Consider the following 25,874-nt stretch of genomic DNA (forward strand, 5'->3'; position numbering starts at 1 on the left):
CGCATCGGTCATCTAATTCGATCGGTGGCCGATGTGGCGAAGCCCGTGGAACGGCTGCCGGGCGCATCGCCGATCGCTTCGAACCACGCGCGGGCATGGGTGACGTCGCGCGCGATCGCGGCCGTCAGTGTTTCGAGGTCGACGAATTTTTCCTCGTCGCGCAGCTTCTTCAGAAACTCGACGCGCACCAGCTTGCCGTACGCATCGCCGTGCCAGTCGAGCAGGTGCACTTCGAGCAGCACGCGGCCGGAATCGTCGACGGTCGGACGCAAGCCGAGGCTCGCGACGCCGGGCAGCGGCTTGTCTTCGATGCCATGCACGCGCACGATGAAAATGCCCGACAGCGCAGGACGCTTGTGCGCGATCGGCAGATTCAGCGTGGGAAAGCCGAGATCGCGGCCGAGCTTCAGCCCATGCACGACGTGGCCGCTGATCAGATAGTCGCGGCCGAGCGCGGCGCGCGCCGCGTCGAGGTCGCCTGAAACCAGCGACGCGCGCACGCCGGAACTCGAAATGCGTGCGCCGGACGGGTCGGCGACGGTCGCCATCTGCTCGACTTCGAAGCCGTACTGCTCGCCCGCTGCCTTGAGCGAAGCGAAATCGCCAGCGCGTTTCGCGCCGTAGCGAAAGTCGTCGCCGATCATCACCCAGCGCGCATGCAAGCCGTTGACGATGATCCTTTCGACGAAAGCATCCGGCGACTGGCTCGCGAACGTGTGATTGAAATGCTCGACGACCACGCGGTCGACGCCGTTCATGCGCAGCGCTTCGAGCTTGTCGCGCAGCATCGCAATGCGCGGCGGCGCGCTCGCGGGACTGAAGAACTCACGCGGGTGCGGCTCGAAGGTCATCACGCAGACGGGCAGGCCGCGCGCGTCCGCGGCGGCGCGGACACGGGCGAGCAATGCCTGATGCCCGCGGTGGACACCGTCGAAATTGCCGATGGTCAGCGCGCAAGGCGCACGGCTCTCGGCATTGGGAAGACCGCGAAAGACTCTCACAATAGCGGGCGATGGGATTTGAGCGGGCCAGATGCCGCAAAACAATCGATTATAAACGCAGAGGGCCACACACGGCGCCGCGGCGCGGATTGGCGGTTCCCGAATGATAAAATCCGCGGATGAAAAATCTCGTCATTCTGATTTCCGGACGGGGAAGCAACATGGAAGCCATCGTACGCGCCTGCGCGAGCGAAGGCTGGCCGGCGCGGATCGCCGCCGTGATTGCCAACCGTCCAGACGCCGCCGGGCTTGCGTTCGCGGCGTCGCAAGGCATTGCGACGGTGGTCGTCGACCACCGCCAGTTTCCCGACCGCGAAACCTTCGACGCGGCGCTCGCGCGCGAAATCGACAGTTTCAAACCTGATCTCGTCGTGCTAGCGGGCTTCATGCGCGTGCTGACGAACGGTTTCGTCGATCGCTATGCGGGACGCATGCTCAACGTGCATCCTTCGCTCCTGCCTAGCTTTCCGGGCCTCAAGACACATCAGCAGGCGCTCGACGCTGGCGTGCGGCTGCACGGCGCATCGGTGCATTTTGTCACCTCGCAGCTGGATCATGGGCCGATCGTCGTGCAATCGGCTGTGCCCGTGCTTGCCGGCGACGACGCCGCGACGCTCGCCGCGCGCGTGCTCGCAACCGAGCATGTGATTTATCCGCGCGCGGTGCGCTGGTTCGTCGAAGGGCGCGTCGCGCTCGACGGCCTGCGCGTTACGGTGACGCCGCCCGAGCCTCAATGGCTCTTCGTTGACACAGCAAGCCAGAACGCTGCCGGGGAGGCTGCATGAGACTACATGGATTTCTAATCGGACAAACCGAAACGCTGCTCGCGGACGTCCTTAAGTTCACCGGCCCCGCGGATGCGACGACCAGCCGGTTTTTCCGCGCGCATCCGAAGCTCGGCCACGGCGAGCGCGGCGTGATCGCGGAAGCGGTGTTTGCGGTGCTGCGTCGGCGGATGGAATTCGCGCACCTGGCGGAAAGCGGAACCGGCAGTCCTAACCGTCGGCTAGCGCTGCTCGGACTGATGCAGACGGCGGGCCGTACGGCGCTGAAGCCGTTCGTCTCCGACGCAGAAGGCGCGTGGCTCGAGCATGTGTCGAAGGTCGATCCGCAAAGCCTGCCGCTGCGCACGCGTCTGAATTTGCCGGACTGGATCTGCCAGGCGCTCGGCACGCGGTTCGAAGCCGAGGAGCTCTCCCATCTGGCCGCCGCGCTGAACTATCCGGCGCCGTTGGATCTGCGCGCGAATCCGATCAAGGCGAGCCGCGATGAAGTGCTGGACGCTCTGTCGAAGGCGGGCATCGAGGCGGGCGCCACGCCGTATGCGCCGCTTGGCGTGCGCGTGGTCGGCAAGCCGCCGCTGTCGAAGCTCGACGCGTTCCAGAACGGCTGGCTCGAAGTGCAGGACGAGGGCAGCCAGCTGCTGTGCGCGCTGGTGGCGCCGAAGCGCGGCGAGATGGTCGTCGACTTCTGCGCGGGCGCAGGCGGCAAGACGCTGGCGCTCGGCGCGATGATGCGCTCGACGGGCCGCCTCTACGCATTCGACATTTCCGACCGTCGCCTTGCCAAGCTCAAGCCGCGCCTTGCGCGCAGCGGCCTGTCGAACGTGAACCCGGTGCTGATCGACAGCGAACACGACGCGAAGATCAAGCGCCTTGCGGGCAAGATCGATCGCGTGCTGGTCGATGCGCCGTGCAGCGGTCTCGGCACGCTGCGCCGCAATCCCGATCTGAAGTGGCGCCAGTCGCCGGAATCGATCGCCGAGCTGACGCCGAAGCAACTGTCGATCCTGACGAGCGCGGCGCGTCTCGTGAAGAAGGGCGGGCGGCTCGTCTATGCGACGTGCAGCATTCTGGAAGCGGAAAACGAAGGCGTCGTGCAACAGTTTCTCGCCGATCATCCCGATTTCGAGCTGGTGCCCGCGCGCGATGTGCTCGCCGAGCAGCGTATCGATCTGGAAATGGGCGATTTCCTTTCGCTGTGGCCGCACCGTCATTCGACGGATGGCTTCTTCGCCGCCGTGCTGGAGCGCCGCGGGTAAGGCCGGACGCGCGAGCGGTCGGGGCTGACGCGGTCCTGCCGGCGCATGCGTCAGCGCCGCGCCGGCTGCGGGAAACATCATGCAAAACCATCTCTTGTTCCACTCGCTGGGCGATGTCGTGCGCGACTTCGGCCAGCCCGTCATTCTGTGGCAGCTCGGCGTGCTGCTGGGCGCACTGGCGCTCGCGTGGGTGCTCGCGCGTGTCGCGCGCCGCGCGCTCGATGCGCAGCGCGAAACCCGCTACGGCGCGCTGCGCTTCGGCGCGGAGGCGCTCAATCGCGCGCTGTTCCCGCTGCTCGGCGGCATTTTCGTCTGGATCTCGCAGACGATTGCCGGGCATTTCATCCATACGTCGCTGCTCGAACTCGCGATGGTGCCGCTCTTCGGCATCGGGCTAATCTACATCGTGTTCTACCTCGCGCGGCGCGTGTTCGGCCGCGACGGCAGCACGCATACGTGGCTGTCGCTGGTCGAAAAGCTCGTGTCGCTGGTTGTCTGGGTCGGCATGGTGCTGACCGTGACGGGCATCCAGAGCGACGTGCTGAAGTGGATGGCGAGCGTGCAGTTTCGTCTCGCCAATACCCATCTGACGCTGCTCTCGCTGCTGTCGGGGCTGCTGTGGGTGTGCGTGACGATGATCGTCGCAATGTGGCTCGGCGCGGCGCTCGAGGACAAGCTGATGCGTTCGCGCTCGCTCGACGCGAACCTGAAAGTCGTGCTGTCGCGCGTCGGACGCGCGCTGCTGATCCTTGCGGCGGTGCTCATCAGCCTGTCGCTGGTCGGGATCGACGTGACGGTGCTCGGCGTGTTCGGCGGGGCGCTCGGCGTCGGCCTCGGGTTCGGCTTGCAGAAGATCGCGAGCAACTACGTATCAGGCTTCATCATCCTGATCGACCGGTCGCTGCGCATCGGCGACACGATCAACGTCAGCGGCCTGCAAGGCATGGTCACGCAGATTCGCACGCGCTATACGGTGGTGCGAGGGCTCGACGGCATCGAAACGCTGATCCCGAACGAAAAGCTGATTACGGACGTCGTACAGAACCAGTCCTCGTATCTGACGCGCGGCAACGCGAAGGCGAGCGTGCAGGTGGCGTATTCGACGGATGTCGAAAAGGCCATGGCGCTGCTGGTCGAGGCCACGCACGGCGTCGAGCGCGTGCTGCAGGAACCGAAGCCGACGCCTATACTCGCCGGCTTCGGCCCGGACGGCATTAATCTGGAACTCGGCTACTGGATCGAAGATGCAGCGACGGGCACGGCCGGCGTGCGTTCGAACGTGAACCGCAACATCTGGCGGCTCTTCACAGAAAACGGCATCTCGATTCCCTATGCGCAGCGCGACGTGCGCATCGTCGCCGGTCCAAGCGACATCATGCCGCAGGCAATCACAATGACTACCGGTCGCGCGGCGAACGAACCCGGCAGCGCGGCCTGAGGCGCGTCCCAGCGGGTAGCAATCGGACGTTTCCAGACCGATATCGGGAAACGCCCGGTTGATGCAACACAACAATTTTCTTTTTTGTTACAGACACTTGGAACGGTTCGCGTAAAATATCGTCCAAAACAATCTGCTTGCTTTCACTTTCTTGACATTCGCCGTGTATCCTTCCGCGCATGTCTTCCATTCCCAGGTAAATGGCCTTGCTGAATTCCCTGCTTGATTTTCTGGCGCACGGCGCGCTGCGTTTTTCGTGGTGGCAAATCGCGTTGTGGACGCTCGCCGTCACGCACGTGACGATCATCGGTGTCACTGTCTATCTGCACCGCTGCCAGGCGCACCGCGCGCTGGACCTGCATCCCATCGCAAGCCACTTTTTCCGGTTCTGGCTGTGGATGACCACAGGCATGCTGACGGGCCAATGGGCCGCGATTCACCGCAAGCACCACGCGAAGTGCGAAACCGAAGACGATCCGCACAGCCCGCAGACGCGCGGCATCTGGAAGGTGCTGCTCGAAGGCGCCGAGTTGTATCGCGCTGAAGCGAAGAATGAAGAGACGATGCGCAAGTTCAGCCACGGCACGCCTAACGACTGGCTCGAGCGCAACGTCTACACGAAGTACCCGATCCTCGGCGTGAGCCTGATGATGGTGATCGACGTGGCGCTGTTCGGCATCGTCGGTCTGACTGTGTGGGCCGTGCAAATGATCTGGATTCCGTTCTGGGCGGCTGGCGTCGTGAACGGCCTCGGACACTTCTGGGGTTATCGCAACTTCAATTCGGCGGATGCGAGCACCAATCTGTTCCCGTGGGGCATCATCATCGGCGGCGAAGAACTGCACAATAATCACCACACGTATGCGACGTCGGCCAAGCTGTCGAACAAGTGGTACGAGTTCGATATCGGCTGGATGTACATCCGCATCATGTCGGCGTTCCGTCTTGCCAAGGTGAAGAAGCTCGCGCCGACGCCGCGTCTGACCACCGGCAAGCTCGTGCTCGACCAGGACACGTTGCAGGCCGTGCTCGCGAACCGCTACGAAGTGATGGCGCGTTACGCAAAGGCGATCAAGCGCGCGTACCGTCAGGAACTCGCGCATCTGAAGGAAATGGGCGCGCGCGAGAAGTATCAGCTGATGCGTGGCGCTCGCAAGTGGTTCCACAAGGAAGAGGCTGGTCTGGACGAGCCGCAGCGCCGTCAGCTTCCGCAAATTTTCGCGAACAGCCAGAAATTGCGCACTTACATCGAATTGCGCAACGAACTGTCGCAGATGTGGGAGCGCTCGAACGCATCGCGCGAGCAATTGCTGGTGCAATTGCAGGATTGGTGCCATCGCGCCGAGCAAAGCGGCATCAAGGCCCTGCAGGAATTTGCGATGCGCCTGCGTCGCTACGCATGACCCCCGACGAAATCTATTAAACTTTCGTTACGTCACAAAACCCCGCGTTGGCGGGGTTTTGCTTTTTGGGCCGCCGGAATCAGGGCACTGAAGGGGCTATCGGCGGCGGCATTAGCAGGGCAGAGGAGATCATGAATCAGGCGATCAGGAGCATCGAGTATGACCGCCCGCAGGGTGCGGCCTGCAGCGTCGGCAAGGCTTGGGCGAAGGTGCCCGAGACGCCTTCGGCGCAGGAGCGGCTCGCGTTGAAGGAGCGTATTCGCGGATTGCTCAAGCGTGAGAAAGCGGTGCTCGTCGCGCACTACTACGTCGATGCGGAATTGCAGGAGCTGGCGGACGAAACGGGCGGCTGTGTGGCCGATTCGCTGGAAATGGCGCGTTTCGGACGCGATCACGATGCACAAACGCTGGTCGTCGCGGGCGTGCGCTTCATGGGCGAGACCGCGAAGATTCTTAGTCCAAACAAGCGCATTCTGATGCCCGATCTGGATGCAACCTGCTCGCTCGATCTCGGCTGTCCCGTCGATGAATTTTCTGCATTCTGTGATGCGCATCCGGACCGGACCGTTGTCGTCTATGCGAATACGAGCGCCGCGGTCAAGGCGCGCGCCGACTGGATGGTGACGTCGTCGATCGGGCTGGAGATCGTCGCGGATCTGCACGCGCGCGGCGAAAAGATCATCTGGGCGCCGGACCGGCATCTGGGCGCCTATATCCAGAAGAAGACGGGCGCCGATATGCTGCTGTGGCAAGGCTCGTGTCTCGTGCACGACGAGTTCAAGGGTGTCGAGCTCGATCTGATGCGCGCCGAGTATCCGCACGCGAAAGTGCTCGTGCATCCAGAGTCGCCGGAAAGCGTCGTGGCGCACGCGGATGTCGTGGGGTCAACCACGCAACTGATCGACGCGGCGAAGAACAGCGACGCGACGCATTTCATCGTCGCCACCGACCTGGGCATCCTGCACAAGATGCGTCTCGCAGCGCCCGGTAAGACGTTTATCGAAGCACCCACGGCCGGCAATAGCGCGACGTGCAAGAGTTGCGCGCATTGTCCGTGGATGGCGATGAACGGTTTGCGCAATCTCGTCGAGGTGCTGGAGCGCGGCCACAACGAAATCTTCGTCGATCCGGCGATCCGCGAGCGTGCGCGTCTGCCGATCGACCGGATGCTTGATTTCGCTGCGCGTCACAAGAAACGCGTGCAAGCAAGCGGCGATCTCGCGCGCGATACGGCGCTGTTCTCGAATGTCGGAGCGGCGTGATGGGGGCGAATGAATCGATGGAACTGAGGGACGCGGTGTCGCCGCTTTTCGCGGAAATCCGCGCGCAGTACGGCGATGCACTCGATGCGGCGATCATGCGCAACGTCAGCGATGCGCTTGCCGAGGACGTCGGCACGGGCGATCTGACGGGCCTGCTCGTTCCCGACGACGAGATGCGCGACGCCCGCATCATCGTGCGCGAACAGGCGGTGTTGTGCGGCGTGCCATGGTTCAACGAAGTGATGCGCCGCGTCGATGCGCGCATCGACGTGCAATGGCGCTATCGCGAAGGCGACCTCATGGCGACGGATTCCGTCGTATGCACGTTGCGCGGTCCGGCTCGTTCACTGCTCACCGCCGAGCGCAACGGTCTCAACTTTCTGCAGATGCTGTCGGGTGTCGCGAGCGTGACGCGCAGATTCGCCGACGCGATCGCGCATACCCGCGCACGCGTGCTCGACACGCGCAAGACGCTGCCGGGGTTGCGTCTCGCGCAAAAGTACGCGGTGCGCATCGGCGGCGGCGCGAACCAGCGGCTCGCGCTCTACGACGGCATTTTGATCAAGGAGAATCACATCGCGGCGGCAGGCGGCGTCGGTGCGGCGATGAACGCGGCCCTCGCGCTGAACGCGGGTGTGCCGATCCAGATCGAAGTCGAAACGCTCGAACAGCTGGAGTCGGCGCTCGCGCATGGCGCGCAGTCGATTCTTCTCGACAACTTCTCGTTGGACATGATGCGCGAAGCGGTGCGTATCACGGCCGGCCGCGCGGTGCTCGAAGTGTCGGGCGGCGTGAACTTCGATACGATCCGACAGTTCGCGGAGACGGGTGTCGACCGCATCTCGGTCGGCTCGCTGACGAAGGACGTGCGCGCGACCGACTTTTCGATGCGCATCGTGTGATTGCGTAACCCGCGCCGGAAAGCAAAAGGCCATCCCCGATTTACGGGCGACGGCCTTTTCGCCTTACTGGTCAACAGCGGTCAACAGGAAAAGCGCTACTACACGTTCCGATTCGGCACGCGCTCCGGGGACAGCACAGTCGGCAGCGCCTTGGGCAACGAATTCGGCCAGTCGCGGCTGTAATGCAGCCCACGGCTCTCGCGCCGCGAACGCGCGCTATCGACGATCAGCGAAGCCACGTCGACCAGGTTGCGCAGTTCGAGCAGATCGCGGCTGACCTTGAAGTTTGCGTAGTACTCGTGGATCTCGTCTCGCAGCAGCGCAACCCGGTGCCGCGCGCGCGCAAGGCGCTTGTCCGTGCGCACGATGCCGACGTAATTCCACATCAGGCGGCGCAACTCGTCCCAGTTGTGCGCGACGACCACCTCTTCATCCGGATCGGAGACGCGGCTCTCGTCCCAATCGGGCAGCGGCGCATGCACGGCCGCGCCGAAGCCTTCTTCCTCGATGGCCTGCGCGGCCGACCGGCCGATCACGAGACACTCCAGCAGGGAGTTGCTCGCGAGCCGGTTCGCGCCGTGCAAGCCGGTGCACGACGTCTCGCCGACGGCATAGAGTCCCGTCAGGTCCGTGCGCCCGGCGAGATCCGTTACGACGCCGCCACATGTGTAGTGAGCCGCCGGCACAACGGGAATCGGCTCTTTCGTAATGTCGATGCCGAATTGCAGGCATCGCGCGAGAATCGTCGGGAAATGCTCGCGCAGGAATTCGGCCGGCTGATGGCTGATGTCGAGATACACGCAGTCGATGCCGCGCTTCTTGATCTCGAAGTCGATCGCGCGGGCGACGATATCGCGTGGCGCCAGTTCGGCGCGTTCGTCGTGAGCGGGCATGAAACGCGTGCCGTCGGGAAGCTTGAGGATGCCGCCTTCGCCACGCACTGCTTCCGTGATCAGAAACGACTTGGCGTACGGGTGGAACAGACACGTCGGATGAAACTGGATGAATTCCATGTTCGACACGCGACAGCCGGCTCGCCAGGCCATCGCGATGCCATCGCCCGTCGCAGTATCGGGATTCGTCGTGTAGAGATAGACCTTGCCGGCGCCGCCCGTCGCGAGCACGGTGTGCGGCGCCTCGATCGTGACGGTGCGGCCGCTCGCCAGATCGAGTGCGTAGAGGCCGTGGCAGCGGCGTCCCGGCATGCCCAGGCGGTCCGACGTAATCAGATCGATCGCGTAGTGGTCTTCGAGCAGCGTGATGTTCGGATGATGCCGCACGCGCTCGCTCAGCGTCGCGACGACGGCATGGCCCGTGGCGTCAGCCGCGTGAATGATGCGGCGATGGCTGTGGCCGCCTTCACGCGTCAGATGGAAGCCGAGCTCGGCCGCGTCGTCTTTCGTGAACGGCACACCCTGGTCGATCAGCCACTGGATGGCCTCGCGGCCATGTTCGACGATAAAGCGCGTCGCGGCTTCGTCGCACAAGCCGCCGCCGGCGATCAGTGTGTCGTCGACGTGATTCTCCGTGCTGTCCGCCGAATCGAGCACGGCCGCGATCCCGCCTTGCGCCCAGTCGCTCGCGCCGTCCGTCAGCGAACGTTTCGCGACCACGGCGACGCGACGCGTCTGCGCGAGATTGAGCGCGACGGTCAAACCGGCGAGCCCGCTGCCGACAATCGCTACATCGAAGTTCATCTCCTCTCTCCGTCGCATTGCGTGGCTGGTGCGGCGAACGCCGCCGCAGCCATTCGATTGGGAAACCGAAGAGCATACGCGTTGCAGCCTTCGAGGGAAAGCTGGCCGAATGGCGAAGTCTATTGCGCGCGGCGGAAGGGATGTGGATCGTCGGCGACGCCGGCGGAAAAGAGCGGCAAACGGAGGCAAACGGCGGCAGAAGGCGTCAGAAGTCAGGAAAGGGAAGCGTGCAAAAACAAAAAGCCCCGCATGGAGCGGGGCTTTTTGTCGTCAACAGACTGGAAACGCGATTACTTGATCTTCGTTTCCTTGTACGCCACATGCTTGCGAACGACGGGATCGAACTTCTTGATCTCCATCTTTTCCGGCATGTTGCGCTTGTTCTTCGTGGTCGTGTAGAAGTGACCCGTACCAGCGGTCGATTCCAGCTTGATCTTGTCGCGTGCGCCTTTGGCCATGATTTACTCCTTAGGCTTCGCCACGTGCGCGCAAATCTGCGAGCACCGAGTCGATACCGTTCTTGTCGATCAGGCGCAGGCCGGCGTTCGAGACGCGCAGTCGCACCCAACGGTTTTCGCTTTCAACCCAGAAACGGCGGTTTTGCAGATTCGGGAGAAAACGACGCTTGGTCTTGTTGTTCGCGTGGGAAACGTTGTTGCCGCTCATCGGCGCTTTCCCAGTTACTTGGCATACGCGTGCCATGAGAGCACTCCTAATACGCTAATTCTGAGTTCGAACGCCGTGAAGTTTCCCAAGAAAACGAGAGGACCGAGCCGTAGCCGACTTCAATCACTTGCTTTCCGGAAAGGCCTTGGTGGCTTCGGAACAGGGTTGGAAAGAGGCAAACCGAGAGTCTAGCAGAAAAAGAGCCGCAAAATCAAACTTATTTGGAGGCGGCTGGCGGCCGCGCAACGGTATCTGCGCTTGGCGCCGAGTGTTCCATGGGTCACGGCCAGCCTGCGCGGGCAAACGAAAACGTGTCGTTTGCGCCGACCACCAGATGGTCGATCAGTTGCACGTCGATGAGCACGAGGGTATCGCGCAGCACCCGCGTGAGTTGCCGGTCGCTGGCGCTTGGCTTGACGGCGCCGGACGGGTGGTTATGCGCGACGATAAGGCTTGCCGCATTCACCGAGAGCGCCCGCCGCACGATTTCGCGCGGATACACGGCCATGCGAGTGAGCGAGCCGCGCGAATTCTCCTCCGAGCGGATCAGTCGGTGGCGCGTGTCCAGAAAGAGACAAATGAACACCTCATAAGGCCGGGAGCCGATCAGCAGCCGCAAATAGTCTTCGACCGCTTCCGGGGAATCGATCAACGGGCGCTCGCGCATCTTTTCTGCGAGCGCGCGCCGCGCCAGCTCCATGATGGCCAGCAACTGCGCCCGCTTGGCGGGGCCGACGCCGCGCACGCCGTTGAGATCCTCCGGCGTCGCGTCGAGCATCGCGCGCAGCGAGCCGAAGCGCTGCAGCAGCGAGCGCGCGACGTCGAAAACGTTATGTCCGGGCAGCCCGGAGCCCAGCACGAGCGCGACCAGTTCGGTATCGGACAGCGCCGCCGCGCCGGCGTCGAGCAGTCGTTCGCGCGGCATGTCGCGCAGCGGCCATACGGGTGCAGACACGGACATGGGCACGGACGCCGAAACGGGCGCCGGCAAGGGCGCGGGGCGGCGAACGGAGCTTTTCTCCGCCTCGTTGAGCGGGATGACTATCGGATCGTTCATGGCAAGGTCCTCGGTAATTCAGTGGAGCGGCGACGACGCGCCGCGCGGCCGCGATCCAGCCGGCTCGGGATATGTGGCTTACAATAGAGCCTTTGCGCACGGCGCCAGACGGCCTGCCATGCGCGCGACCCTTGCCGCCGCGCCCTGCGCCGCGCGCCACGACTGAATGAGTACCGCATGAGCATCATCGACATCTCCGAAGTGAAACCCGGTTCGCACGTCACGCTTCACTACCGGCTTTCGCTCGCCGATGGCGCCGAGATCGTCAGCACCTTCAACGACAAGCCCGCCACGCTGCTGCTGGGCGCCGGCCAACTGGCGCAGCCGCTGGAAGACATTCTGCTGGGCCTGAGAACGGGGCACCACTCGACCTTTCAGCTAGAGCCGGGCCAGGCATTCGGTCCGCGCAACCCTGAAATGATCCAGCGCGTGTCGCTGGCCACGCTGCGTGAAAACAGCACGGTCGGGGAGGATTTTTCTCCCGGCGATCTCGTCGAATTCAATGCGCCGGGTGGCGGCCGCTACGCCGGCGTGCTCAAGGAAGTCGGCGAAACCTCGGCTCTCTTCGATTTCAACCATCCGCTCGCCGGCCAGGCGGTGACGTTCGAAGTCAAAATCATCGGGATCCTGTAAACATGAGCATCACGGACACGACTCTCGCCGAAGCTGAAATCCTGCTTGCGCAACCGCGCGGATTTTGCGCCGGCGTCGACCGGGCGATCGAGATCGTCGAACGCGCCATCAAGCTGTACGGTTCGCCGATCTACGTGCGTCACGAAATCGTTCATAACGCGTATGTCGTCGAGGACCTGCGCAAGAAGGGCGCGATTTTCATCGAGCAGCTCGAAGAGGTGCCCGCGGGCAGCACGGTGATCTTCAGTGCGCACGGTGTGTCGAAGGCGGTGCGCGCCGAAGCCGAGGAGCGCGGGCTGCGCGTGTACGACGCGACCTGTCCACTCGTCACGAAGGTGCACATCGAAGTCGCGAAGATGCGCGCGGACGGCTTCGACATCGTGATGATCGGCCACAAGGGCCATCCTGAAGTCGAGGGCACGATGGGGCAGACGGGAGAAGGCATGTATCTCGTCGAAGACATCGAGGACGTGCAGGCTCTGCAGCTGGCCGATCCGCAGCGTATCGCCTACGTGACGCAAACGACGCTCTCTGTCGACGATGCCGCGCAGATCATCGCGGCGTTGAAGGCAAAGTATCCGAACATCAAGGAGCCGAAGAAGCAGGACATCTGCTACGCGACGCAAAACCGCCAGGACGCCGTCAAGTTCATGGCGCCCCAATGCGACGTCGTGATCGTCGTCGGCAGCCCGAACAGTTCGAATTCCAACCGGCTGCGCGAACTCGCCGAGAAACTCGGCGTGCCTGCCTACATGGTGGACTCGCCCGATCAGATCGATCCCGCTTGGGTTGCCGACAAGCGCCGCATCGGCGTGACGGCGGGCGCATCTGCGCCCGAGGCGCTGGCGCAGGCCGTGATCGGCCGTCTGCGCGAACTCGGCGTGCGCAGCGTGCGCGCGCTCGAAGGCATTGAGGAAAACATCGCTTTTCCGCTGCCGCGCGGCCTCGGTTTGCCGGCCTGACGAACCGACCCCAATCAAAAAAGCGCGCCGTGGGCGCGCTTTTTTGTATCCGCCGAGCCCGGAAATCGCCCAGTAAACGGTGCCACATCACAGAAAAACGAGAGCTGCACGGTGTCGGCGCGCACATTCTTTTTGATTTTTGGGGCGTATTTTGCCCTGAGACGACCGATCGAGCCCCTTTTTACATCAGACGAACGATCAGCCGGCAGATTGGTCGCACCGATTCGGTGAATTTTCGTACCAGCGATTCGCGGCGAGGCTTGCTTGTGTCGAAGTCCGCTCGATAGGCCTCACAGCGCCGTCCATGCAACAACTGATGTTGCGGAGCGTCATCCATGGTGCAACTGGTGCACGGAAATATGGCGCAACCGGGTTGCAATCTGCATGCGCTAGAGGTCCCAAAAAGCGGTTGCAATGCAGGAAAACCCTGCGCATTCAACAATATTGCCCGTCGCATAATTGGAGTTACAATGCGCGCGTTCTCAAGGCTTCAGCGCCTCGGAACACCAGATTTAGCAAGGCGCAGGAGACCTATTTAATGCGAGTCAAGTTTGCTTGTGCCGTGTCCATCGCGGCCGCGGTTGCGATGTTGACCGCGTGCAGCAAAAAAAACGATGGCGAGGCAGGCACGGGTGCATCGGCTGCAGTGGCAGCGTCGGCGCCTGCAAGCGAAGCGACTGTCGTGAAGATCGGTCATGCGGCCCCATTGACGGGCGGCATTGCGCATCTCGGAAAGGACAATGAAAACGGAGCACGTCTGGCGACAGAGGAGATCAACGCGCAGGGGTTGACCATCGACGGCCGCAAGATCCAGCTTCAACTCGACGGGCAGGATGACGCGGGCGACCCGAAAACGGGCACGCAGGTCGCGCAGAAGCTGGTCGATGACCACGTTGTCGCCGTCGTCGGGCATCTGAACTCGGGCGTCTCGATTCCCGCATCGAAAATCTATAGCGACGCAGGCATCGTGCAAATCTCGCCGTCCTCGACGAATCCGGCCTATACGCAGCAGGGTTTCAAGACGACCTTCCGGGTTGTCGCGACCGATGCGCAGCAAGGCCCGGCGCTGGCGAACTACGCGACGAAGTCACTCGGCGCGAAACGGATCGCCGTCGTCGACGACGCGACTGCCTATGGCAAGGGTCTTGCTGACGAATTCGCGAAGACGGCCGAGGCGGGCGGCGCGAAGATCGTCGCGCGCGAGGCGACCAATGACCGGGCCACGGATTTCCGGGCCATTCTCACCAAGATCAAAAGTGCTCAGCCGGACGCCATCATGTTCGGCGGCATGGATGCAACGGGCGGGCCGTTCACAAAACAGGCAGCCGCGCTCGGAATCAGGGCAAAAATCCTTGGCGGCGACGGCGTGTGCACCGACAAGGTAGGGGAGCTGGCGGGTAGTGCCGTCCAGAACCTCGTATGTTCGGAGGCAGGTCTTGCGCTTTCGAAGATGGACAGGGGAGCGGACTTCGAAAAGAAGTACGACGCACGCTTCCACACGCCGGTGCAGATTTACGCGCCGTTCACGTATGACGCTGTGTACGTGATCGTCGATGCAATGAAGCGCGCCAATTCGATCGAGCCGTCCAAGGTGCTCGCTGCGATGCCGTCGACCGACTACACAGGTGTCATCGGCCACATCGCATTCGACAACAAGGGCGATTTGAAAGAAGGCGCCATTACGCTCTACGACTTCAAGGACGGCAAGAAAGCAGTCCTCGACGTCGTGAAGATGTAATGACGGGACGTACAGCCTGACGGCACCGGACCATCCGACGGTGCCGTTTTTGCATCCGCATCGAGTGCGACGGCCGCTGCAACCCGGCGACCACGAACGCTCGATGGAGATAACCCTTACCGGTCTTTTATATCAGTACCCGCAGTGCCGTTGCGATTCCGCAAAGCATCAGCGCCAACCGGCAGATGAAGAGCGTGAATCCAGTCGCACGGGCTAAGGAGCATTAAATGGATATTTTCATCCAGCAGGTTCTCAACGGGCTGGTGCTTGGCAGTGTCTACGCCATCATTGCACTCGGCTATACGATGGTGTACGGCATTCTCGGCATCATCAACTTCGCTCACGGCGACATCCTGATGGTGGGGGCGATGGTCGCCCTGTCCTGCATCGGTGTATTGCAGAACCACTTCCCCGGTCTCGGCAACGTGCCGACGCTTTGCATCGCGCTGGCCATAGCCGCCGTGGTGTGCGCGGTGGTGGGCTACACGATCGAGCGCGTCGCGTACCGGCCGCTGCGTAAAGCGCCCCGTCTCGCCCCGCTGATCACCGCGATCGGCGTGTCGATCTTGCTGCAAACGCTCGCGATGATGATCTGGTCGCGCAACCCGCTGCCGTTCCCGCAGCTTCTGCCGACCGATCCCCTCAACGTGATCAAGGCCACGGACACGACGCCGGGCGCCGTGATCTCGATGACTGAAATCGTGATCATCGTCGTGGCGTTCCTCGTGATGGCGGGCCTCCTGCTGCTCGTACACAAGACGAAGCTCGGCCGCGCGATGCGCGCGATCGCCGAGAACCCGGGCGTCGCCTCGCTGATGGGCGTGAACCCGAACTTCGTGATCTCGGCGACCTTCATGATCGGCTCGGCGCTGGCTGCGCTGGCGGGCGTGATGATCGCATCGGAATACGGCAATGCGCACTTCTACATGGGCTTCATCCCCGGCCTGAAGGCGTTCACGGCAGCCGTGCTCGGCGGTATCGGCAACCTGGGCGGCGCGATGGTCGGCGGCGTGATTCTCGGTCTGATCGAACAGCTGGGCGCGGGCTACATCGGCAATCTCACGGGTGGCGTGTTCGGCAGTAACTACCAGGACGTGTTCGCGTTCATCGTGCTGATCATCGTGCTGGTGTTCCGTCCGTCGGGCCTGCTTGGCGAACGTGTTGCGGACCGTGCCTAACGGCGCAGGGAAAAGGAGTAAACACAATGACCTCAATTCAACCGATCGAGCCGTCCACGACGCTCGTCCCTGAACGCAACATGACGAAGACGCTGACGGTGGGCATCCTCACCGCCGTGTTCGTGATCGCCGCGCCGATGATCATCGGCACAGCAGGCGGCAATTACTGGGTCCGCGTGCTCGACTTCGCGATGCTGTACGTGATGCTCGCATTGGGCCTGAACGTGGTGGTCGGCTTCGCCGGCCTGCTGGACCTGGGCTACATCGCGTTCTATGCAGTGGGCGCTTATACGGCGGCACTGCTGAGCTCGCCGCACCTGTCGTCGCAGTTCGAATGGATCGCGCATCTCGCGCCGGGCGGCCTGCACACGCCGTTCTGGATCATCGTGCCGATCGCGATGGCGATCGCCGCGTTCTTCGGCGTGATTCTCGGTGCACCGACGCTGCGTCTGCGTGGCGACTACCTCGCGATCGTGACGTTGGGCTTCGGGGAAATCGTCCGGATCTTCCTGAACAACCTCGACCGTCCGGCGAACATCACGAACGGCCCGAAGGGCATCACGGGCATCGATCCGATCCACGTCGGCGACTTCAGCCTCTCGCAGACGCACTCGCTGTTCGGCTTCCAGTTCCCGTCGGTGTACTCGTACTACTACGTGTTCGTGCTGTGCGCGCTACTGGTGATCTGGGTGTGTACGCGCCTGCAGCACTCGCGCATCGGCCGCGCGTGGGCCGCGATCCGCGAAGACGAAATTGCCGCGAAGGCGATGGGCATCAACACGCGTGACGTGAAGCTGCTCGCGTTCGCGATGGGCGCGTCGTTCGGCGGACTGTCGGGTGCGATGTTCGGTATGTTCCAGGGCTTCGTGTCGCCGGAATCGTTCACGCTGCCGGAATCGATCGTCGTGCTCGCGTGCGTCGTGCTGGGCGGCATGGGCCACATCCCGGGCGTGATTCTCGGTGCCGTGCTGCTCGCCGTGCTGCCGGAATTCCTGCGCTCGACGATGGGCCCGCTGCAGAACATGATCTTCGGTCATGAGATCGTCGATACGGAAGTGATCCGTCAGCTCGTCTACGCACTCGCGATGGTGCTGATCATGCTGTACCGCTCGGAAGGCCTGTGGCCGTCGCCGAAGCATGAGGACAAGATCGCGAAACTGGCGAAGCGCGGCGGCAAGAAGCCGGTGCGCGCGTAACGGACCACGGACCGAAGGGGAAACACACATGAGCGACAAACAAATCCGTCTGTCCGTGAAGGGCGTGAACAAGCGCTTCGGCGGCCTGCAGGCGCTGTCGGATGTCGGCCTCGAAATCGAGGAAGGCTCCATCTACGGTCTGATCGGCCCGAACGGCGCCGGCAAGACCACGTTCTTCAACGTGATTACCGGTCTCTACACGCCAGACTCGGGCGAGTTCAGGCTTGACGGCACGAACTACACGCCGACGGCCGTGTATCAGGTGGCGAAGGCGGGCATTGCGCGCACGTTCCAGAACATCCGTCTGTTCGGTGGCATGACCGCGCTGGAAAACGTGATGGTCGGCCGTCACGTGCGTACGAAGCACGGTCTGCTGGGCGCCGTGTTCCAGACGCCCGCCGAGCGTCAGGAAGAGCGCGAGATCAAGGAGCGGGCGCTCGAACTGCTCGAATACGTCGGCGTGCTGCAATACGCGGACTACACGTCGCGCAACCTGTCGTACGGCCACCAGCGTCGTCTGGAAATCGCGCGCGCTCTGGCGACCGATCCGAAGCTGCTCGCGCTCGACGAACCGGCTGCCGGCATGAACGCGACCGAGAAGGTCGAACTGACCAAGCTGCTCGACAAGATCCGCAGCGACGGCAAGACGATCCTGCTGATCGAGCACGACGTGAAACTGGTGATGGGCCTGTGCAATCGGATGACAGTGCTCGACTATGGCAAGGTGATCGCCGAAGGTCTGCCGCATGACGTGCAGAAGGACCCGAAGGTGATTGAGGCTTATCTGGGTGCGGGGGTCCACTGATGGCTACGGCAATGTTGAAAATCAAGGGCCTGCAGGTCAACTACGGCGGCATTCAGGCCGTCAAGGGTGTCGACCTGGAGATCGCGCAGGGCGAACTCGTCACGCTGATCGGCGCGAACGGCGCGGGCAAGACGACCACGATGAAGGCGATCACGGGCCTCAAGCCTTACTCGGCCGGCGACATCGAATACATGGGCCAGTCGATCAAGGGCGTGCCGCCGCACGAGCTGCTCAAGCGCGGCCTCGCGATGGTGCCGGAAGGCCGTGGCATCTTCGCGCGCATGTCGATCGTCGAGAACATGCAGATGGGCGCGTATCTGCGCAACGATAACGAAGGCATCAAGAAGGACGTCGAGCGCATGTTCGGCTTCTTCCCGCGCCTGAAGGAACGCGCGACGCAGCTCGCCGGTACGCTGTCCGGCGGTGAACAGCAGATGCTGGCGATGGCGCGTGCCGTCATCTCGAAGCCGAAGCTCCTGCTGCTCGATGAGCCGTCGATGGGTCTGTCGCCGATCATGGTCGAGAAGATCTTCGAAGTGGTGCGCGAGATCTCGAAGGAAGGCATCACGGTGATGCTGGTCGAGCAGAACGCGCGCCTCGCATTGCAGGCTGCGGACCGCGGCTACGTGATGGACTCGGGCACGGTCACGATGTCGGGTGACGCGAAGCAGATGCTCGACGATCCGAAGGTGCGTGCGGCGTATCTCGGCGAGTAAAGCTAAGCAAGCTCAAGTGCCGGTTCTCGCGACCGGCAACGCGCAATAAACAAAGGCCGCATGCGTCAAGCATGCGGCCTTTGTGTTTTCAGCGATTCAACGCGCGACGAAGCAACCGCTCAAGCCAACGCGCCCAGCCGCTTGCCGAGGCTGACGACCTCATCGGCGCGATAGCCGAGCGTTTCGTAGAAAGCGCGCACATCCGCCTTCGCGCTCAGCACCTGAAGATTGACCTTCGGGCAGCCGCGCGCCGTCAACGCCGCTTCCGCGTGCCGCACCAGCCGCGTGCCGGTGCCCTGGCGCCGTTGCGCCGGATCGACCGCGAGCGAGTACAGCCAGCCGCGATGCCCGTCGTAACCGGCCATCACCGTGCCGACGATGCACGCATCCTTCACCGCGACAAAGAACAGTTCCGGCTGGGTCGCGAGCTTGTTTGCGATCGACAGATGCGGATTGCGCTGCGGCTTGCTCGCGTCCTTGTACTCCGGGAACGCGTCGAGCCACAGCGCGACGACGGCATCGGTGTCGGCCGAGTCGAAGCAGCGGATCGACAGTGGCGAAGCAGTCGTCACAGCGTGTCCAGAACCGAGCGCAGCATCGACATCATCTGGTCGATCTCTTCCGTCGTCACATTGAGCGCGGGCATGAAGCGCAGCAGATTCGGACGCGCGGCGTTGAGCAGCAGGCCGTCGGGCTGCATCAGGCGAGCCTTCTCGACGATCTGGTTGCCGATGTCCTTGCCGAGCAGCAGCGCGCGCAACATGCCTTCGCCGCGCTCGCCCGCAAAGCCGCGCTCTTCCGACAGTTCGAGCAGCTTCGCGCGCAGATATTCGCCGCGCGCCTTCACGCCATCCAGGAAGCCGGGCGCCGTCAGTTGCGAGATCACCGAATAGCCGACTGCCGTCATCAGCGGATTGCCGTTGTACGTGCCGCCCTGTTCGCCCGCTTCGAACACTTCGACTTCCTTCTTGCACAGCAGCGCCCCGAGCGGAACGCCGCCGCCGATGCCCTTCGCAAGCGTCATCACGTCGGGCTCGATACCCGACAGCTCGTACGCGAACAGCGTCCCCGCGCGGCCGCAACCGCTTTGCACTTCATCGACGATCAGGAGCAGGTTGTGCTTCTTCGTCAGCTCGCGCAGTTGCTGCATGAATTCGCGCGTTGCGGGAATCACGCCGCCTTCGCCCTGGATCGGTTCGAGCATCACAGCGACCGTCTTGTCGCCGATGAGCTTCTCGACGGATGCGATGTCGTTCAGATCCGCTTTCGGAAAGCCCGGCACCTGCGGTGCGTAGATCGTGTCCCAGCCCGGCTTGCCGCTCGCCGACATCGTCGCAAGCGTGCGTCCGTGGAAGCTGTGATCGAACGTGATGATTTCATACGCGCCTTTCTTGAACTTCTTGCCCCACTTGCGCGCGAGCTTGATTGCGCCTTCGTTCGCTTCGGCGCCGCTGTTCGTGAAGAACACCTTGTCGAAGCAGCTGTGCTGCGTGAGCAGGCCGGCGAGCTTCGCCATCGGCTCGTTGTAGAACGCCGGCGACGGGTTGATCAGCGTGCGTGCCTGGTGCGTGAGCGCTTCGATGATGCCTTCGTTGCAGTGGCCAAGGCTGTTCACCGCCCAGCCCTGGATGAAGTCCAGATAGCGCTTGCCGTCGTTGTCGTAGAGCCACGAGCCTTTGCCGTGCGTGAAAACGATCTCGGGCCGGTTCGTGATGTACATCAGCGAATCGATCGGGTACTCATTGAAGTTCATGGCTACAGGCTCCAGGCAAACAGGGATAAGAAACCGCCTCGGACAAAATGGCCCAGCAACGGAGAGAAAACGCCGACGAGTACATGTGTTCAACAGCACGTCGTCGACAGAACGTCGAAGCAGCGACGGAAATACAAAAAGCCACGGCATGCCGTGGCTTTCGTGATTTGAACTGCGTGCGCGTCGTGCGAAGCTGATACGCGCAAACCGTGACGAAGCCAGCGGCGCCCCTACGGGAGCGGCGAGCGGCGACGTCGAAGTTCGGACAGGATGCGGTTCATGCGCGAAAGAATACGACAATGCCGGCGCCCGTGTAAACCAGCAATTTGCGCGCGCCGGCCGATTCGTTCATGCAGGATGACGACGCAACGATCAGACGGGGTTCGCGAGATCGGCTGCGCTCGTGAACGAATCCGCGTAGAACTCATCTTCCGGCAGGCGATGATGCTGCGTGAAATCGCGCTGCGCGGATTCGACCATCACAGGCGCGCCGCACGCATACACCTGATATGCCGACAAGTCTGGCAGATCTTCGATGACGGCGCGATGAACGAAGCCCGTGCGGCCCGTCCATGCGTCGTCCGCGTCCGGTTCAGAGAGCACGGGCACGAACTTGAAGTTCGGCACTTCGCGCGCCCATTGCTCGGCGAGATCCATCATGTACAGGTCTTTCTTGCGACGAGCGCCCCAGTACAGCGTCATAGGGCGCGTGATGTTCTTGAAGACGGCATGCTCGACGATCGCCTTCAGCGGCGCGAAGCCAGTGCCCGATGCGAGCAGGACGATCGGCTTGTCCGATTCTACGCGCAGGAAGAACGTGCCGAGCGGTGCTTCGAAGCGAAGGATGTCGCGCTCCTTCATCGTGTTGAACACGTGATCGGTGAACGCGCCGCCCGGCATGTGGCGGATATGCAGCTCGATGGGGCCTTCCGTATGCGGCGCGTTGGCCATCGAGTAACTGCGGCGCTTGCCGTCCTTCAGGATGAACTCGAGGTACTGGCCAGCCATGTATTGCAGGCGCTCGTTCGCGGGCAGTTGCAGCTTCAGCGCGACGACGTCGTCGGCCTTGCGCTCGATCGAATTCACACGGCACGGCAGCTTCTTGATCTGCACGTCGCCGATGCCCGTCACTTCGCGGATATCGACCTCGAGGTCCGTGCAGGCCGTCGCGCAGCAGAAGAGGGCCATGCCGCGCGTCTTCTCGTCGTTCGACAGCGCCGACGACGAATGTGCGCGCTGTTCGATTTCTCCGCCGATGACCGTGCCCTTGCACGAGCCGCATGCGCCGTTCTTGCAGCCGTACGGCAGGCCGATGCCCTGGCGAAGGGCGGCCGTCAGCACGGGTTCATCGGGTTCCACCTGAAACTGCCGGCCGCTTTGCCGGAGCGTTACGTTAAATGCCATAGGTCGTTCAAAGTTCGAGTACAGGGAGTCGGTAACCAGTGCGTACCATGGATCGCGGCTACAATGCGTCCACGATGAAAGCGACACGAAATTTGCGCAGACCGCGCGTGCTGATCGTCGGTTGCGGCGATGTCGGCATGCGCTGCGTGCGGCAACTGCAACGGCGCGCGCGCCTCTATGCGCTCACGCATCACGCCGAGCGCCGCGACGAACTGCGCGCGGCGGGCGTCACGCCGATAGTCGGAGATCTCGACGCGCGCAAGAGCCTCTGGCGTCTTGCGGGCCTTGCGCCAACCGTGCTTCATCTCGCGCCGCCGCAAAAGACGGGCTACATCGACATGCGCACGCGCTCGCTGATCGCCACGCTAACCGCGCCGCGCATCCGGCATGCCCGCGCTGTCGAGGCACGGGCGACGGGGCGGCTCAGGTCCGCGCAGCAAGGCATTCGTGCTCGCAAAACATCCGATATTGTACCCGACGGGGGTCTCCCGGCCCTTAGGGCTGGACACTACGCGGGCGTGCGTCCGCGCATCGTCTACGCGAGCACGACGGGTGTCTATGGCGATTGCGGCGGCGCGTGGCTTGACGAAACGCGTCCCGTCGCGCCCGCGAACGAGCGCGCGAAGCGGCGCGTGTCGGCGGAGACGCAGTTGCGGCGCGCGGCCGCGCGGCATGCGATTGCGGCGAGCATTGCGCGCATTCCGGGCATCTACGCGGGCAACCGGCTGCCGCTTGCGCGGCTCAAGAGGCGCACTCCCGCGCTCGTCGATGCCGACGACGTCTACACGAATCACATCCACGCCGACGACCTCGCCGCGATCCTGCTGCGCATGGCGACGCATGGCTTGCCATCGCGCGTGATCCACGCATCCGACGACACGACGTTGAAGATGGGCGAGTACTTCGATCGGGTCGCGGACGCGTTCGGTGTCGAGCGGGCGCCGCGCATCACGCGCGACGAAGCGCAGCGGCAACTCGAACCGATGATGCTGTCGTTCATGCGCGAGTCGCGGCGCCTCATCAACGCCCGGCTCAAGCGCGAGTTGCGCGTGAAGCTGCGCTATCCGAGCGTCGATGATTTCTTGCGCGCAGCAGCCCGTCGCGCGTGAACGCAGCCACGCACCGCACGTGCAGCGATGCCGCGAAGAACAGCGAGCGAGACTGAGAAGCCGTCAGATGAGGGCAGGCAGCGCTTCCAGCAGCAGGAAGCAGCAGATTGCGCCGATCAGCGCTGCGATCAGATTGGGCGCGTACTTGTGCCGGATGTGCATGACGGCCAGAAGGCCGCCGACAAGCAGTATCGCGAAGCAGATGATCGCGACCATCCCATATGAAATCGCCAGGTTGCCGTAGATGACCATGGCGCCTCCTTGCCTGTCTTGTAATGTTTGTTAAGACGAGTATAGGACGGGCGTTCGTAGCAAGCATGCTGCATCGCAGCGTTTGGAATGGCTTTTGTTGCCGCTTTGTTCGGAGTCCGGTGCAGTGTCCGGGCATCTGAAAACAGGCGGGCGCGGAACGCGTCGCTTTATGCAACGCGCAGCGATTCGAGGCCGGCTTCATCGAGCCATTGCCATGCACCTTCAGCAAGCGCCGCAGGCAGCGCGAGTCCGCCGATCCGCTCGCGATGCAGCGCTTCCACGCGATTGCCGGCCGCCGCGACCATTCGCTTGACCTGGTGGTACTTGCCTTCCAGCACGGTCAGCTCGAGTTCGTGTTCGCCGCGCGCATGCGCCGCGACGGCCGCAACCGGCTTCGCTTCGCCGTGCAGCAGCACGCCTTCGCGCAACGCGGTGAGTTGCGCGTCGTCGAGGGGATGACGGGTCGTCGCCAGATAGACCTTCGGCACCTTGCGTTTCGGCGACGTGTACGCATGGACGAACTGGCCGTCGTCGGACAGCAGCAGAAGCCCCGTGGTGTCCTGATCGAGCCGCCCGACGCACTGGACGCCGCGCGTCGCGAACTGCGCGGGCATCAGGTTGAAGACGCTCAAGTGGTGCTGCGGATCGCGCGAGCACTCATAACCCGCGGGCTTGTTGAGCACGAGGTACGCGCGTTCGCGATACGGCCACGGCGTGTCGTCGACTTCGAACGTGAGGGCGTCGGTCGCGACATCGGCGTTGGGATCGTCGATCGTCGAGCCGCCGATCGACACGCGGCCGTCCGCGATCAATGCGCGGCACTGACGGCGCGAGCCGAAGCCTTGGGAAAAGAGAACGCTTTCGAGATTCATCGGAACGGACAGAGGGCGGCCACAAGCCGCGATGCATCGGACGATGACGGCGCCCCCAACTATCGAGGACGCGGCCATCGCGTGCATTCTACCCGTCGCCTTTGCCGCCTCGCGCCGCTCGCTCGCTTCGACACACGCGGCGCGTCACGCACACGCTCACTGCGCGCCGGACCGACGTTCGACGAAACGCGCGACGGCGCTGCGCCAGGAGGGCGTGCTCGTCAAGACGGCCGACAGCTTCGTGATCGGCCGCAACGCCGCGCCGCACGCGATCCGCATCTGTATGAGCGGCGCGTTGCTCGATTCGCTCGCCCGCGGACTCGCGGCGATCGGCACGACGTTGGAACATTGGCTCGAAGGCGGGATGGCGGCGTCGTATGCGCCTTGAGCGCGTTGTGCGCCTGCCTCGCGGGCGAATCGCGGGATCGTAGAAAAGGAATCACACAGCAAGAACCGGAGCGCACCGACAGGCCGAAATCGCGACCATGGGCTTCCCGTCATCGCGTCACGGAGCCCTCCGATGCGTTCCCGCCTTCCGCGTTTTCGCTTTCCGATTGCCGGCGCCAGCTTGCCCGCGTCGTTCCATCAGCTCGCGTGGTCGAACCTGATCGCGCAATCCGCCGAACAGATCAGTCTCGCCGCCGCGCCCCTCGTTGCCGTGTTCACGCTCGGCGCGACGGCGCGCGATACGGGGCTTCTGCAAACGGCGCAGACGCTGCCGTTCCTGTTGCTGTCGATACCCCTCGGCGTCGTTGCCGACCGCCGTTCGCGCCGCACGCTGATGGCCGTCTCGGAGAGCGTGCGCGCGCTGGCGATGGCGTTTGTGCTGCTACTCGTGCTGTCGCATGCGCTGACGCTGCCGCTACTCGCCGTGCTCGGCTTTCTCGGCGCGACGGGCACGGTTGCGTATAGCGTCGCCGCGCCCGCATTGGTCCCCGCGCTCGTGACGCGCGACGCGCTGCCCGCCGCGAACGGACGCATCGAACTCGCGCGCAGCGTCGCGTATTCGGCGGGGCCGGCGTTGGGCGGGCTGCTGGTCGGCTGGATTGGCGCGGGCTGGGCGTATGGCTGCGCGGCCGCGCTGTCGGTGCTGGCGGCCGCGTTGCTCGCGGGTTTGCGCGAGCCGCCGCGCGCCGTCGGCGCCGCGCGTCATTTCATGACCGAGTTGCGCGAAGGCACGCGCTTCGTGATCGGCGACGAGTTGCTGCGGCCGATGCTCGCAACGGCCGTGTTCTTCAACATTGGCTTCTTCACGTTGCAGGCGGTGTACGTGCCGTACGCGGTGCATCGGCTCGGCTTGAGCGCGTCGGCGATCGGCATGACGCTCGGCGCGTATGGCGTGGGCATGGTGTGCGGCGCGCTGGCCGCGCCGTCCGTCGCGCGGCGGGTGGCGTTCGGGCGCACGCTGATCGCCGGGCCGTTTTGCGGGCTGGCCGCTTCGCTGACGATGGTCGCGACGCTCGCCGTGCCGTCGTTCTGGCTCGCGGCAGCGAGCTTCTTTCTGCTGGGCGCGGGGCCGATCCTGTGGACGGTCGGCTCGACGACGCTGCGTCAGGCGATCACGCCAGCGAACATGATGGGCCGCGTATCCGCGCTCAACAGCACGGCGACGTATGGCGCGCGACCGCTCGGCGCTCTGCTGGGCGCGGCCGTCAGCGCGCGCTTCGGGATGGACGCCTGCCTCGTCGTCGCCGCGCTCGGCTTCGTCGCGCAGGCGTGGATCATCGTGATGTCTCCTGCCGCGAGGCTCGCGCGGATTCCGGACGGCGCGGCCGTGCTGTCCTCGTGA

At 63.6% G+C, this 25,874-nt stretch carries 26 protein-coding genes; 16 read left to right on the forward strand and 10 right to left on the reverse strand.

Features of this window, described 5'->3' with window-relative positions; genetic code table 11:
- Positions 1-8: 8 nt before the first annotated feature.
- Entirely contained in the window at positions 9-1,001 is a 993-nt protein-coding gene (locus AB4Y32_RS03230; RefSeq protein ID WP_368719941.1) for a bifunctional riboflavin kinase/FAD synthetase, read from the reverse strand.
- A gap of 119 nt (positions 1,002-1,120) precedes the next feature.
- Here AB4Y32_RS03230 and purN point away from each other — a divergent pair, with 119 nt between their 5' ends.
- The 6 genes from purN (at position 1,121) to nadC (ending at position 8,047) form a co-directional block, all read left to right on the forward strand.
- Positions 1,121-1,786, forward strand: a complete 666-nt coding sequence (purN, locus tag AB4Y32_RS03235) for a phosphoribosylglycinamide formyltransferase (protein WP_368719942.1) — start codon at positions 1,121-1,123, stop codon at positions 1,784-1,786.
- Positions 1,783-3,042 carry an RsmB/NOP family class I SAM-dependent RNA methyltransferase gene (locus AB4Y32_RS03240; protein WP_368719943.1) on the forward strand — a complete coding sequence of 420 codons (1,260 nt, stop codon included), beginning with the start codon at positions 1,783-1,785 and terminating at the stop codon, positions 3,040-3,042. Before purN ends, AB4Y32_RS03240 begins: the two co-directional genes overlap by 4 nt.
- 79 nt (positions 3,043-3,121) lie before the next feature.
- The gene (locus AB4Y32_RS03245; RefSeq protein ID WP_368719944.1) at positions 3,122-4,480 is read left to right on the forward strand and encodes a mechanosensitive ion channel family protein; all 1,359 of its coding nucleotides are present in this window, start codon (positions 3,122-3,124) and stop codon (positions 4,478-4,480) included.
- A gap of 206 nt (positions 4,481-4,686) precedes the next feature.
- On the forward strand, positions 4,687-5,883 hold the full coding sequence (locus AB4Y32_RS03250) for a DesA family fatty acid desaturase (RefSeq protein ID WP_368719945.1): 1,197 nt from the start codon (positions 4,687-4,689) through the stop codon (positions 5,881-5,883).
- Between the two features lie 131 nt (positions 5,884-6,014).
- Entirely contained in the window at positions 6,015-7,145 is a 1,131-nt protein-coding gene (gene nadA / locus AB4Y32_RS03255; protein ID WP_368719946.1) for a quinolinate synthase NadA, read from the forward strand.
- Entirely contained in the window at positions 7,145-8,047 is a 903-nt protein-coding gene (gene nadC / locus AB4Y32_RS03260; RefSeq protein WP_368719947.1) for a carboxylating nicotinate-nucleotide diphosphorylase, read from the forward strand. Before nadA ends, nadC begins: the two co-directional genes overlap by 1 nt.
- A 98-nt stretch (positions 8,048-8,145) precedes the next feature.
- On the opposite strand, the gene nadB is transcribed toward nadC, so the two are convergent.
- The 4 genes from nadB to radC all read right to left on the reverse strand — a co-directional run bounded on the left by nadB (position 8,146) and on the right by radC (position 11,371).
- Positions 8,146-9,744: an L-aspartate oxidase gene (gene nadB / locus AB4Y32_RS03265; protein ID WP_368719948.1), complete on the reverse strand. Its 1,599-nt coding sequence runs from the start codon at positions 9,742-9,744 to the stop codon at positions 8,146-8,148.
- A 290-nt stretch (positions 9,745-10,034) separates the two neighbouring features.
- A complete protein-coding gene (rpmG, locus tag AB4Y32_RS03270) occupies positions 10,035-10,202 on the reverse strand; it encodes a 50S ribosomal protein L33 (protein WP_087733803.1) in 168 nt (55 codons plus the stop codon).
- Between the two features lie 10 nt (positions 10,203-10,212).
- Positions 10,213-10,446, reverse strand: coding sequence for a 50S ribosomal protein L28 (rpmB, locus tag AB4Y32_RS03275; RefSeq protein ID WP_004186391.1), 234 nt, complete (start codon positions 10,444-10,446; stop codon positions 10,213-10,215).
- A gap of 244 nt (positions 10,447-10,690) precedes the next feature.
- A complete protein-coding gene (radC, locus tag AB4Y32_RS03280; RefSeq protein ID WP_439899720.1) occupies positions 10,691-11,371 on the reverse strand; it encodes a RadC family protein in 681 nt (226 codons plus the stop codon).
- A gap of 273 nt (positions 11,372-11,644) precedes the next feature.
- Here radC and AB4Y32_RS03285 point away from each other — a divergent pair, with 273 nt between their 5' ends.
- The 7 genes from AB4Y32_RS03285 to AB4Y32_RS03315 all read left to right on the forward strand — a co-directional run bounded on the left by AB4Y32_RS03285 (position 11,645) and on the right by AB4Y32_RS03315 (position 18,695).
- On the forward strand, positions 11,645-12,100 hold the full coding sequence (locus AB4Y32_RS03285; protein WP_368719950.1) for a peptidylprolyl isomerase: 456 nt from the start codon (positions 11,645-11,647) through the stop codon (positions 12,098-12,100).
- A gap of 2 nt (positions 12,101-12,102) precedes the next feature.
- Positions 12,103-13,062, forward strand: a complete 960-nt coding sequence (gene ispH, locus AB4Y32_RS03290) for a 4-hydroxy-3-methylbut-2-enyl diphosphate reductase (protein ID WP_368719951.1) — start codon at positions 12,103-12,105, stop codon at positions 13,060-13,062.
- Between the two features lie 538 nt (positions 13,063-13,600).
- Entirely contained in the window at positions 13,601-14,800 is a 1,200-nt protein-coding gene (locus tag AB4Y32_RS03295; RefSeq protein WP_368719952.1) for a branched-chain amino acid ABC transporter substrate-binding protein, read from the forward strand.
- 227 nt (positions 14,801-15,027) lie between these two features.
- On the forward strand, positions 15,028-15,978 hold the full coding sequence (locus AB4Y32_RS03300) for a branched-chain amino acid ABC transporter permease (protein ID WP_087733808.1): 951 nt from the start codon (positions 15,028-15,030) through the stop codon (positions 15,976-15,978).
- A gap of 26 nt (positions 15,979-16,004) precedes the next feature.
- Positions 16,005-17,174 carry an ABC transporter permease subunit gene (locus AB4Y32_RS03305; RefSeq protein ID WP_368719953.1) on the forward strand — a complete coding sequence of 390 codons (1,170 nt, stop codon included), beginning with the start codon at positions 16,005-16,007 and terminating at the stop codon, positions 17,172-17,174.
- A gap of 28 nt (positions 17,175-17,202) precedes the next feature.
- Positions 17,203-17,979 carry an ABC transporter ATP-binding protein gene (locus AB4Y32_RS03310; protein ID WP_015004377.1) on the forward strand — a complete coding sequence of 259 codons (777 nt, stop codon included), beginning with the start codon at positions 17,203-17,205 and terminating at the stop codon, positions 17,977-17,979.
- The gene (locus AB4Y32_RS03315; RefSeq protein ID WP_368719954.1) at positions 17,979-18,695 is read left to right on the forward strand and encodes an ABC transporter ATP-binding protein; all 717 of its coding nucleotides are present in this window, start codon (positions 17,979-17,981) and stop codon (positions 18,693-18,695) included. Before AB4Y32_RS03310 ends, AB4Y32_RS03315 begins: the two co-directional genes overlap by 1 nt.
- Positions 18,696-18,814: 119 nt before the next feature.
- Here AB4Y32_RS03315 and AB4Y32_RS03320 read toward each other — a convergent pair whose 3' ends face one another.
- The 3 genes from AB4Y32_RS03320 to AB4Y32_RS03330 form a co-directional block, all read right to left on the reverse strand.
- Complete coding sequence (locus AB4Y32_RS03320) at positions 18,815-19,267, reverse strand: GNAT family acetyltransferase (protein WP_368719955.1); 453 nt, start codon at positions 19,265-19,267, stop codon at positions 18,815-18,817.
- Positions 19,264-20,448, reverse strand: a complete 1,185-nt coding sequence (locus tag AB4Y32_RS03325; protein ID WP_368719956.1) for an acetylornithine transaminase — start codon at positions 20,446-20,448, stop codon at positions 19,264-19,266. Before AB4Y32_RS03325 ends, AB4Y32_RS03320 begins: the two co-directional genes overlap by 4 nt.
- Before the next feature lie 372 nt (positions 20,449-20,820).
- Positions 20,821-21,852 (reverse strand): CDP-6-deoxy-delta-3,4-glucoseen reductase, encoded by a 1,032-nt coding sequence (locus AB4Y32_RS03330; RefSeq protein ID WP_368719957.1) that lies wholly within the window; start codon positions 21,850-21,852, stop codon positions 20,821-20,823.
- A gap of 74 nt (positions 21,853-21,926) precedes the next feature.
- Between AB4Y32_RS03330 and AB4Y32_RS03335 the strand changes: the two genes are divergently transcribed.
- A complete protein-coding gene (locus AB4Y32_RS03335; RefSeq protein ID WP_368719958.1) occupies positions 21,927-22,961 on the forward strand; it encodes an NAD-dependent epimerase/dehydratase family protein in 1,035 nt (344 codons plus the stop codon).
- Between the two features lie 63 nt (positions 22,962-23,024).
- On the opposite strand, the gene AB4Y32_RS03340 is transcribed toward AB4Y32_RS03335, so the two are convergent.
- The gene (locus tag AB4Y32_RS03340; protein ID WP_368719959.1) at positions 23,025-23,213 is read right to left on the reverse strand and encodes a hypothetical protein; all 189 of its coding nucleotides are present in this window, start codon (positions 23,211-23,213) and stop codon (positions 23,025-23,027) included.
- A 167-nt stretch (positions 23,214-23,380) separates the two neighbouring features.
- Positions 23,381-24,085 (reverse strand): pseudouridine synthase, encoded by a 705-nt coding sequence (locus tag AB4Y32_RS03345; RefSeq protein WP_368719960.1) that lies wholly within the window; start codon positions 24,083-24,085, stop codon positions 23,381-23,383.
- Positions 24,086-24,128: 43 nt separating this feature from the next.
- Between AB4Y32_RS03345 and AB4Y32_RS03350 the strand changes: the two genes are divergently transcribed.
- Positions 24,129-24,473 carry a hypothetical protein gene (locus AB4Y32_RS03350; RefSeq protein ID WP_368719961.1) on the forward strand — a complete coding sequence of 115 codons (345 nt, stop codon included), beginning with the start codon at positions 24,129-24,131 and terminating at the stop codon, positions 24,471-24,473.
- Positions 24,474-24,605: 132 nt separating this feature from the next.
- The gene (locus AB4Y32_RS03355) at positions 24,606-25,874 is read left to right on the forward strand and encodes an MFS transporter (RefSeq protein ID WP_368719962.1); all 1,269 of its coding nucleotides are present in this window, start codon (positions 24,606-24,608) and stop codon (positions 25,872-25,874) included.

Source organism: Paraburkholderia phymatum (assembly GCF_040965635.1).
In the GTDB taxonomy this organism is placed as follows: Bacteria; Pseudomonadota; Gammaproteobacteria; order Burkholderiales; family Burkholderiaceae; genus Paraburkholderia; species Paraburkholderia phymatum_B.

Bases quoted from the DNA above. Each gene is read 5' to 3' on its own strand.
- purN (WP_368719942.1), top strand. From the start codon at position 1,121: ATGAAAAATCTCGTCATTCTGATTTCCGGACGGGGAAGCAACATGGAA.
- AB4Y32_RS03240 (WP_368719943.1), top strand. From the start codon at position 1,783: ATGAGACTACATGGATTTCTAATCGGACAAACCGAAACGCTGCTCGCG.
- AB4Y32_RS03245 (WP_368719944.1), top strand. From the start codon at position 3,122: ATGCAAAACCATCTCTTGTTCCACTCGCTGGGCGATGTCGTGCGCGAC.
- nadA (WP_368719946.1), top strand. From the start codon at position 6,015: ATGAATCAGGCGATCAGGAGCATCGAGTATGACCGCCCGCAGGGTGCG.
- nadC (WP_368719947.1), top strand. From the start codon at position 7,145: ATGGGGGCGAATGAATCGATGGAACTGAGGGACGCGGTGTCGCCGCTT.
- nadB (WP_368719948.1), bottom strand. From the start codon at position 9,744: ATGAACTTCGATGTAGCGATTGTCGGCAGCGGGCTCGCCGGTTTGACC.
- rpmG (WP_087733803.1), bottom strand. From the start codon at position 10,202: ATGGCCAAAGGCGCACGCGACAAGATCAAGCTGGAATCGACCGCTGGT.
- rpmB (WP_004186391.1), bottom strand. From the start codon at position 10,446: ATGGCACGCGTATGCCAAGTAACTGGGAAAGCGCCGATGAGCGGCAAC.
- radC (WP_439899720.1), bottom strand. From the start codon at position 11,371: ATGTCCGTGTCTGCACCCGTATGGCCGCTGCGCGACATGCCGCGCGAA.
- AB4Y32_RS03285 (WP_368719950.1), top strand. From the start codon at position 11,645: ATGAGCATCATCGACATCTCCGAAGTGAAACCCGGTTCGCACGTCACG.
- ispH (WP_368719951.1), top strand. From the start codon at position 12,103: ATGAGCATCACGGACACGACTCTCGCCGAAGCTGAAATCCTGCTTGCG.
- AB4Y32_RS03295 (WP_368719952.1), top strand. From the start codon at position 13,601: ATGCGAGTCAAGTTTGCTTGTGCCGTGTCCATCGCGGCCGCGGTTGCG.
- AB4Y32_RS03300 (WP_087733808.1), top strand. From the start codon at position 15,028: ATGGATATTTTCATCCAGCAGGTTCTCAACGGGCTGGTGCTTGGCAGT.
- AB4Y32_RS03305 (WP_368719953.1), top strand. From the start codon at position 16,005: ATGACCTCAATTCAACCGATCGAGCCGTCCACGACGCTCGTCCCTGAA.
- AB4Y32_RS03310 (WP_015004377.1), top strand. From the start codon at position 17,203: ATGAGCGACAAACAAATCCGTCTGTCCGTGAAGGGCGTGAACAAGCGC.
- AB4Y32_RS03315 (WP_368719954.1), top strand. From the start codon at position 17,979: ATGGCTACGGCAATGTTGAAAATCAAGGGCCTGCAGGTCAACTACGGC.
- AB4Y32_RS03325 (WP_368719956.1), bottom strand. From the start codon at position 20,448: ATGAACTTCAATGAGTACCCGATCGATTCGCTGATGTACATCACGAAC.
- AB4Y32_RS03330 (WP_368719957.1), bottom strand. From the start codon at position 21,852: ATGGCATTTAACGTAACGCTCCGGCAAAGCGGCCGGCAGTTTCAGGTG.
- AB4Y32_RS03335 (WP_368719958.1), top strand. From the start codon at position 21,927: ATGAAAGCGACACGAAATTTGCGCAGACCGCGCGTGCTGATCGTCGGT.
- AB4Y32_RS03340 (WP_368719959.1), bottom strand. From the start codon at position 23,213: ATGGTCATCTACGGCAACCTGGCGATTTCATATGGGATGGTCGCGATC.
- AB4Y32_RS03345 (WP_368719960.1), bottom strand. From the start codon at position 24,085: ATGAATCTCGAAAGCGTTCTCTTTTCCCAAGGCTTCGGCTCGCGCCGT.
- AB4Y32_RS03350 (WP_368719961.1), top strand. From the start codon at position 24,129: ATGACGGCGCCCCCAACTATCGAGGACGCGGCCATCGCGTGCATTCTA.
- AB4Y32_RS03355 (WP_368719962.1), top strand. From the start codon at position 24,606: ATGCGTTCCCGCCTTCCGCGTTTTCGCTTTCCGATTGCCGGCGCCAGC.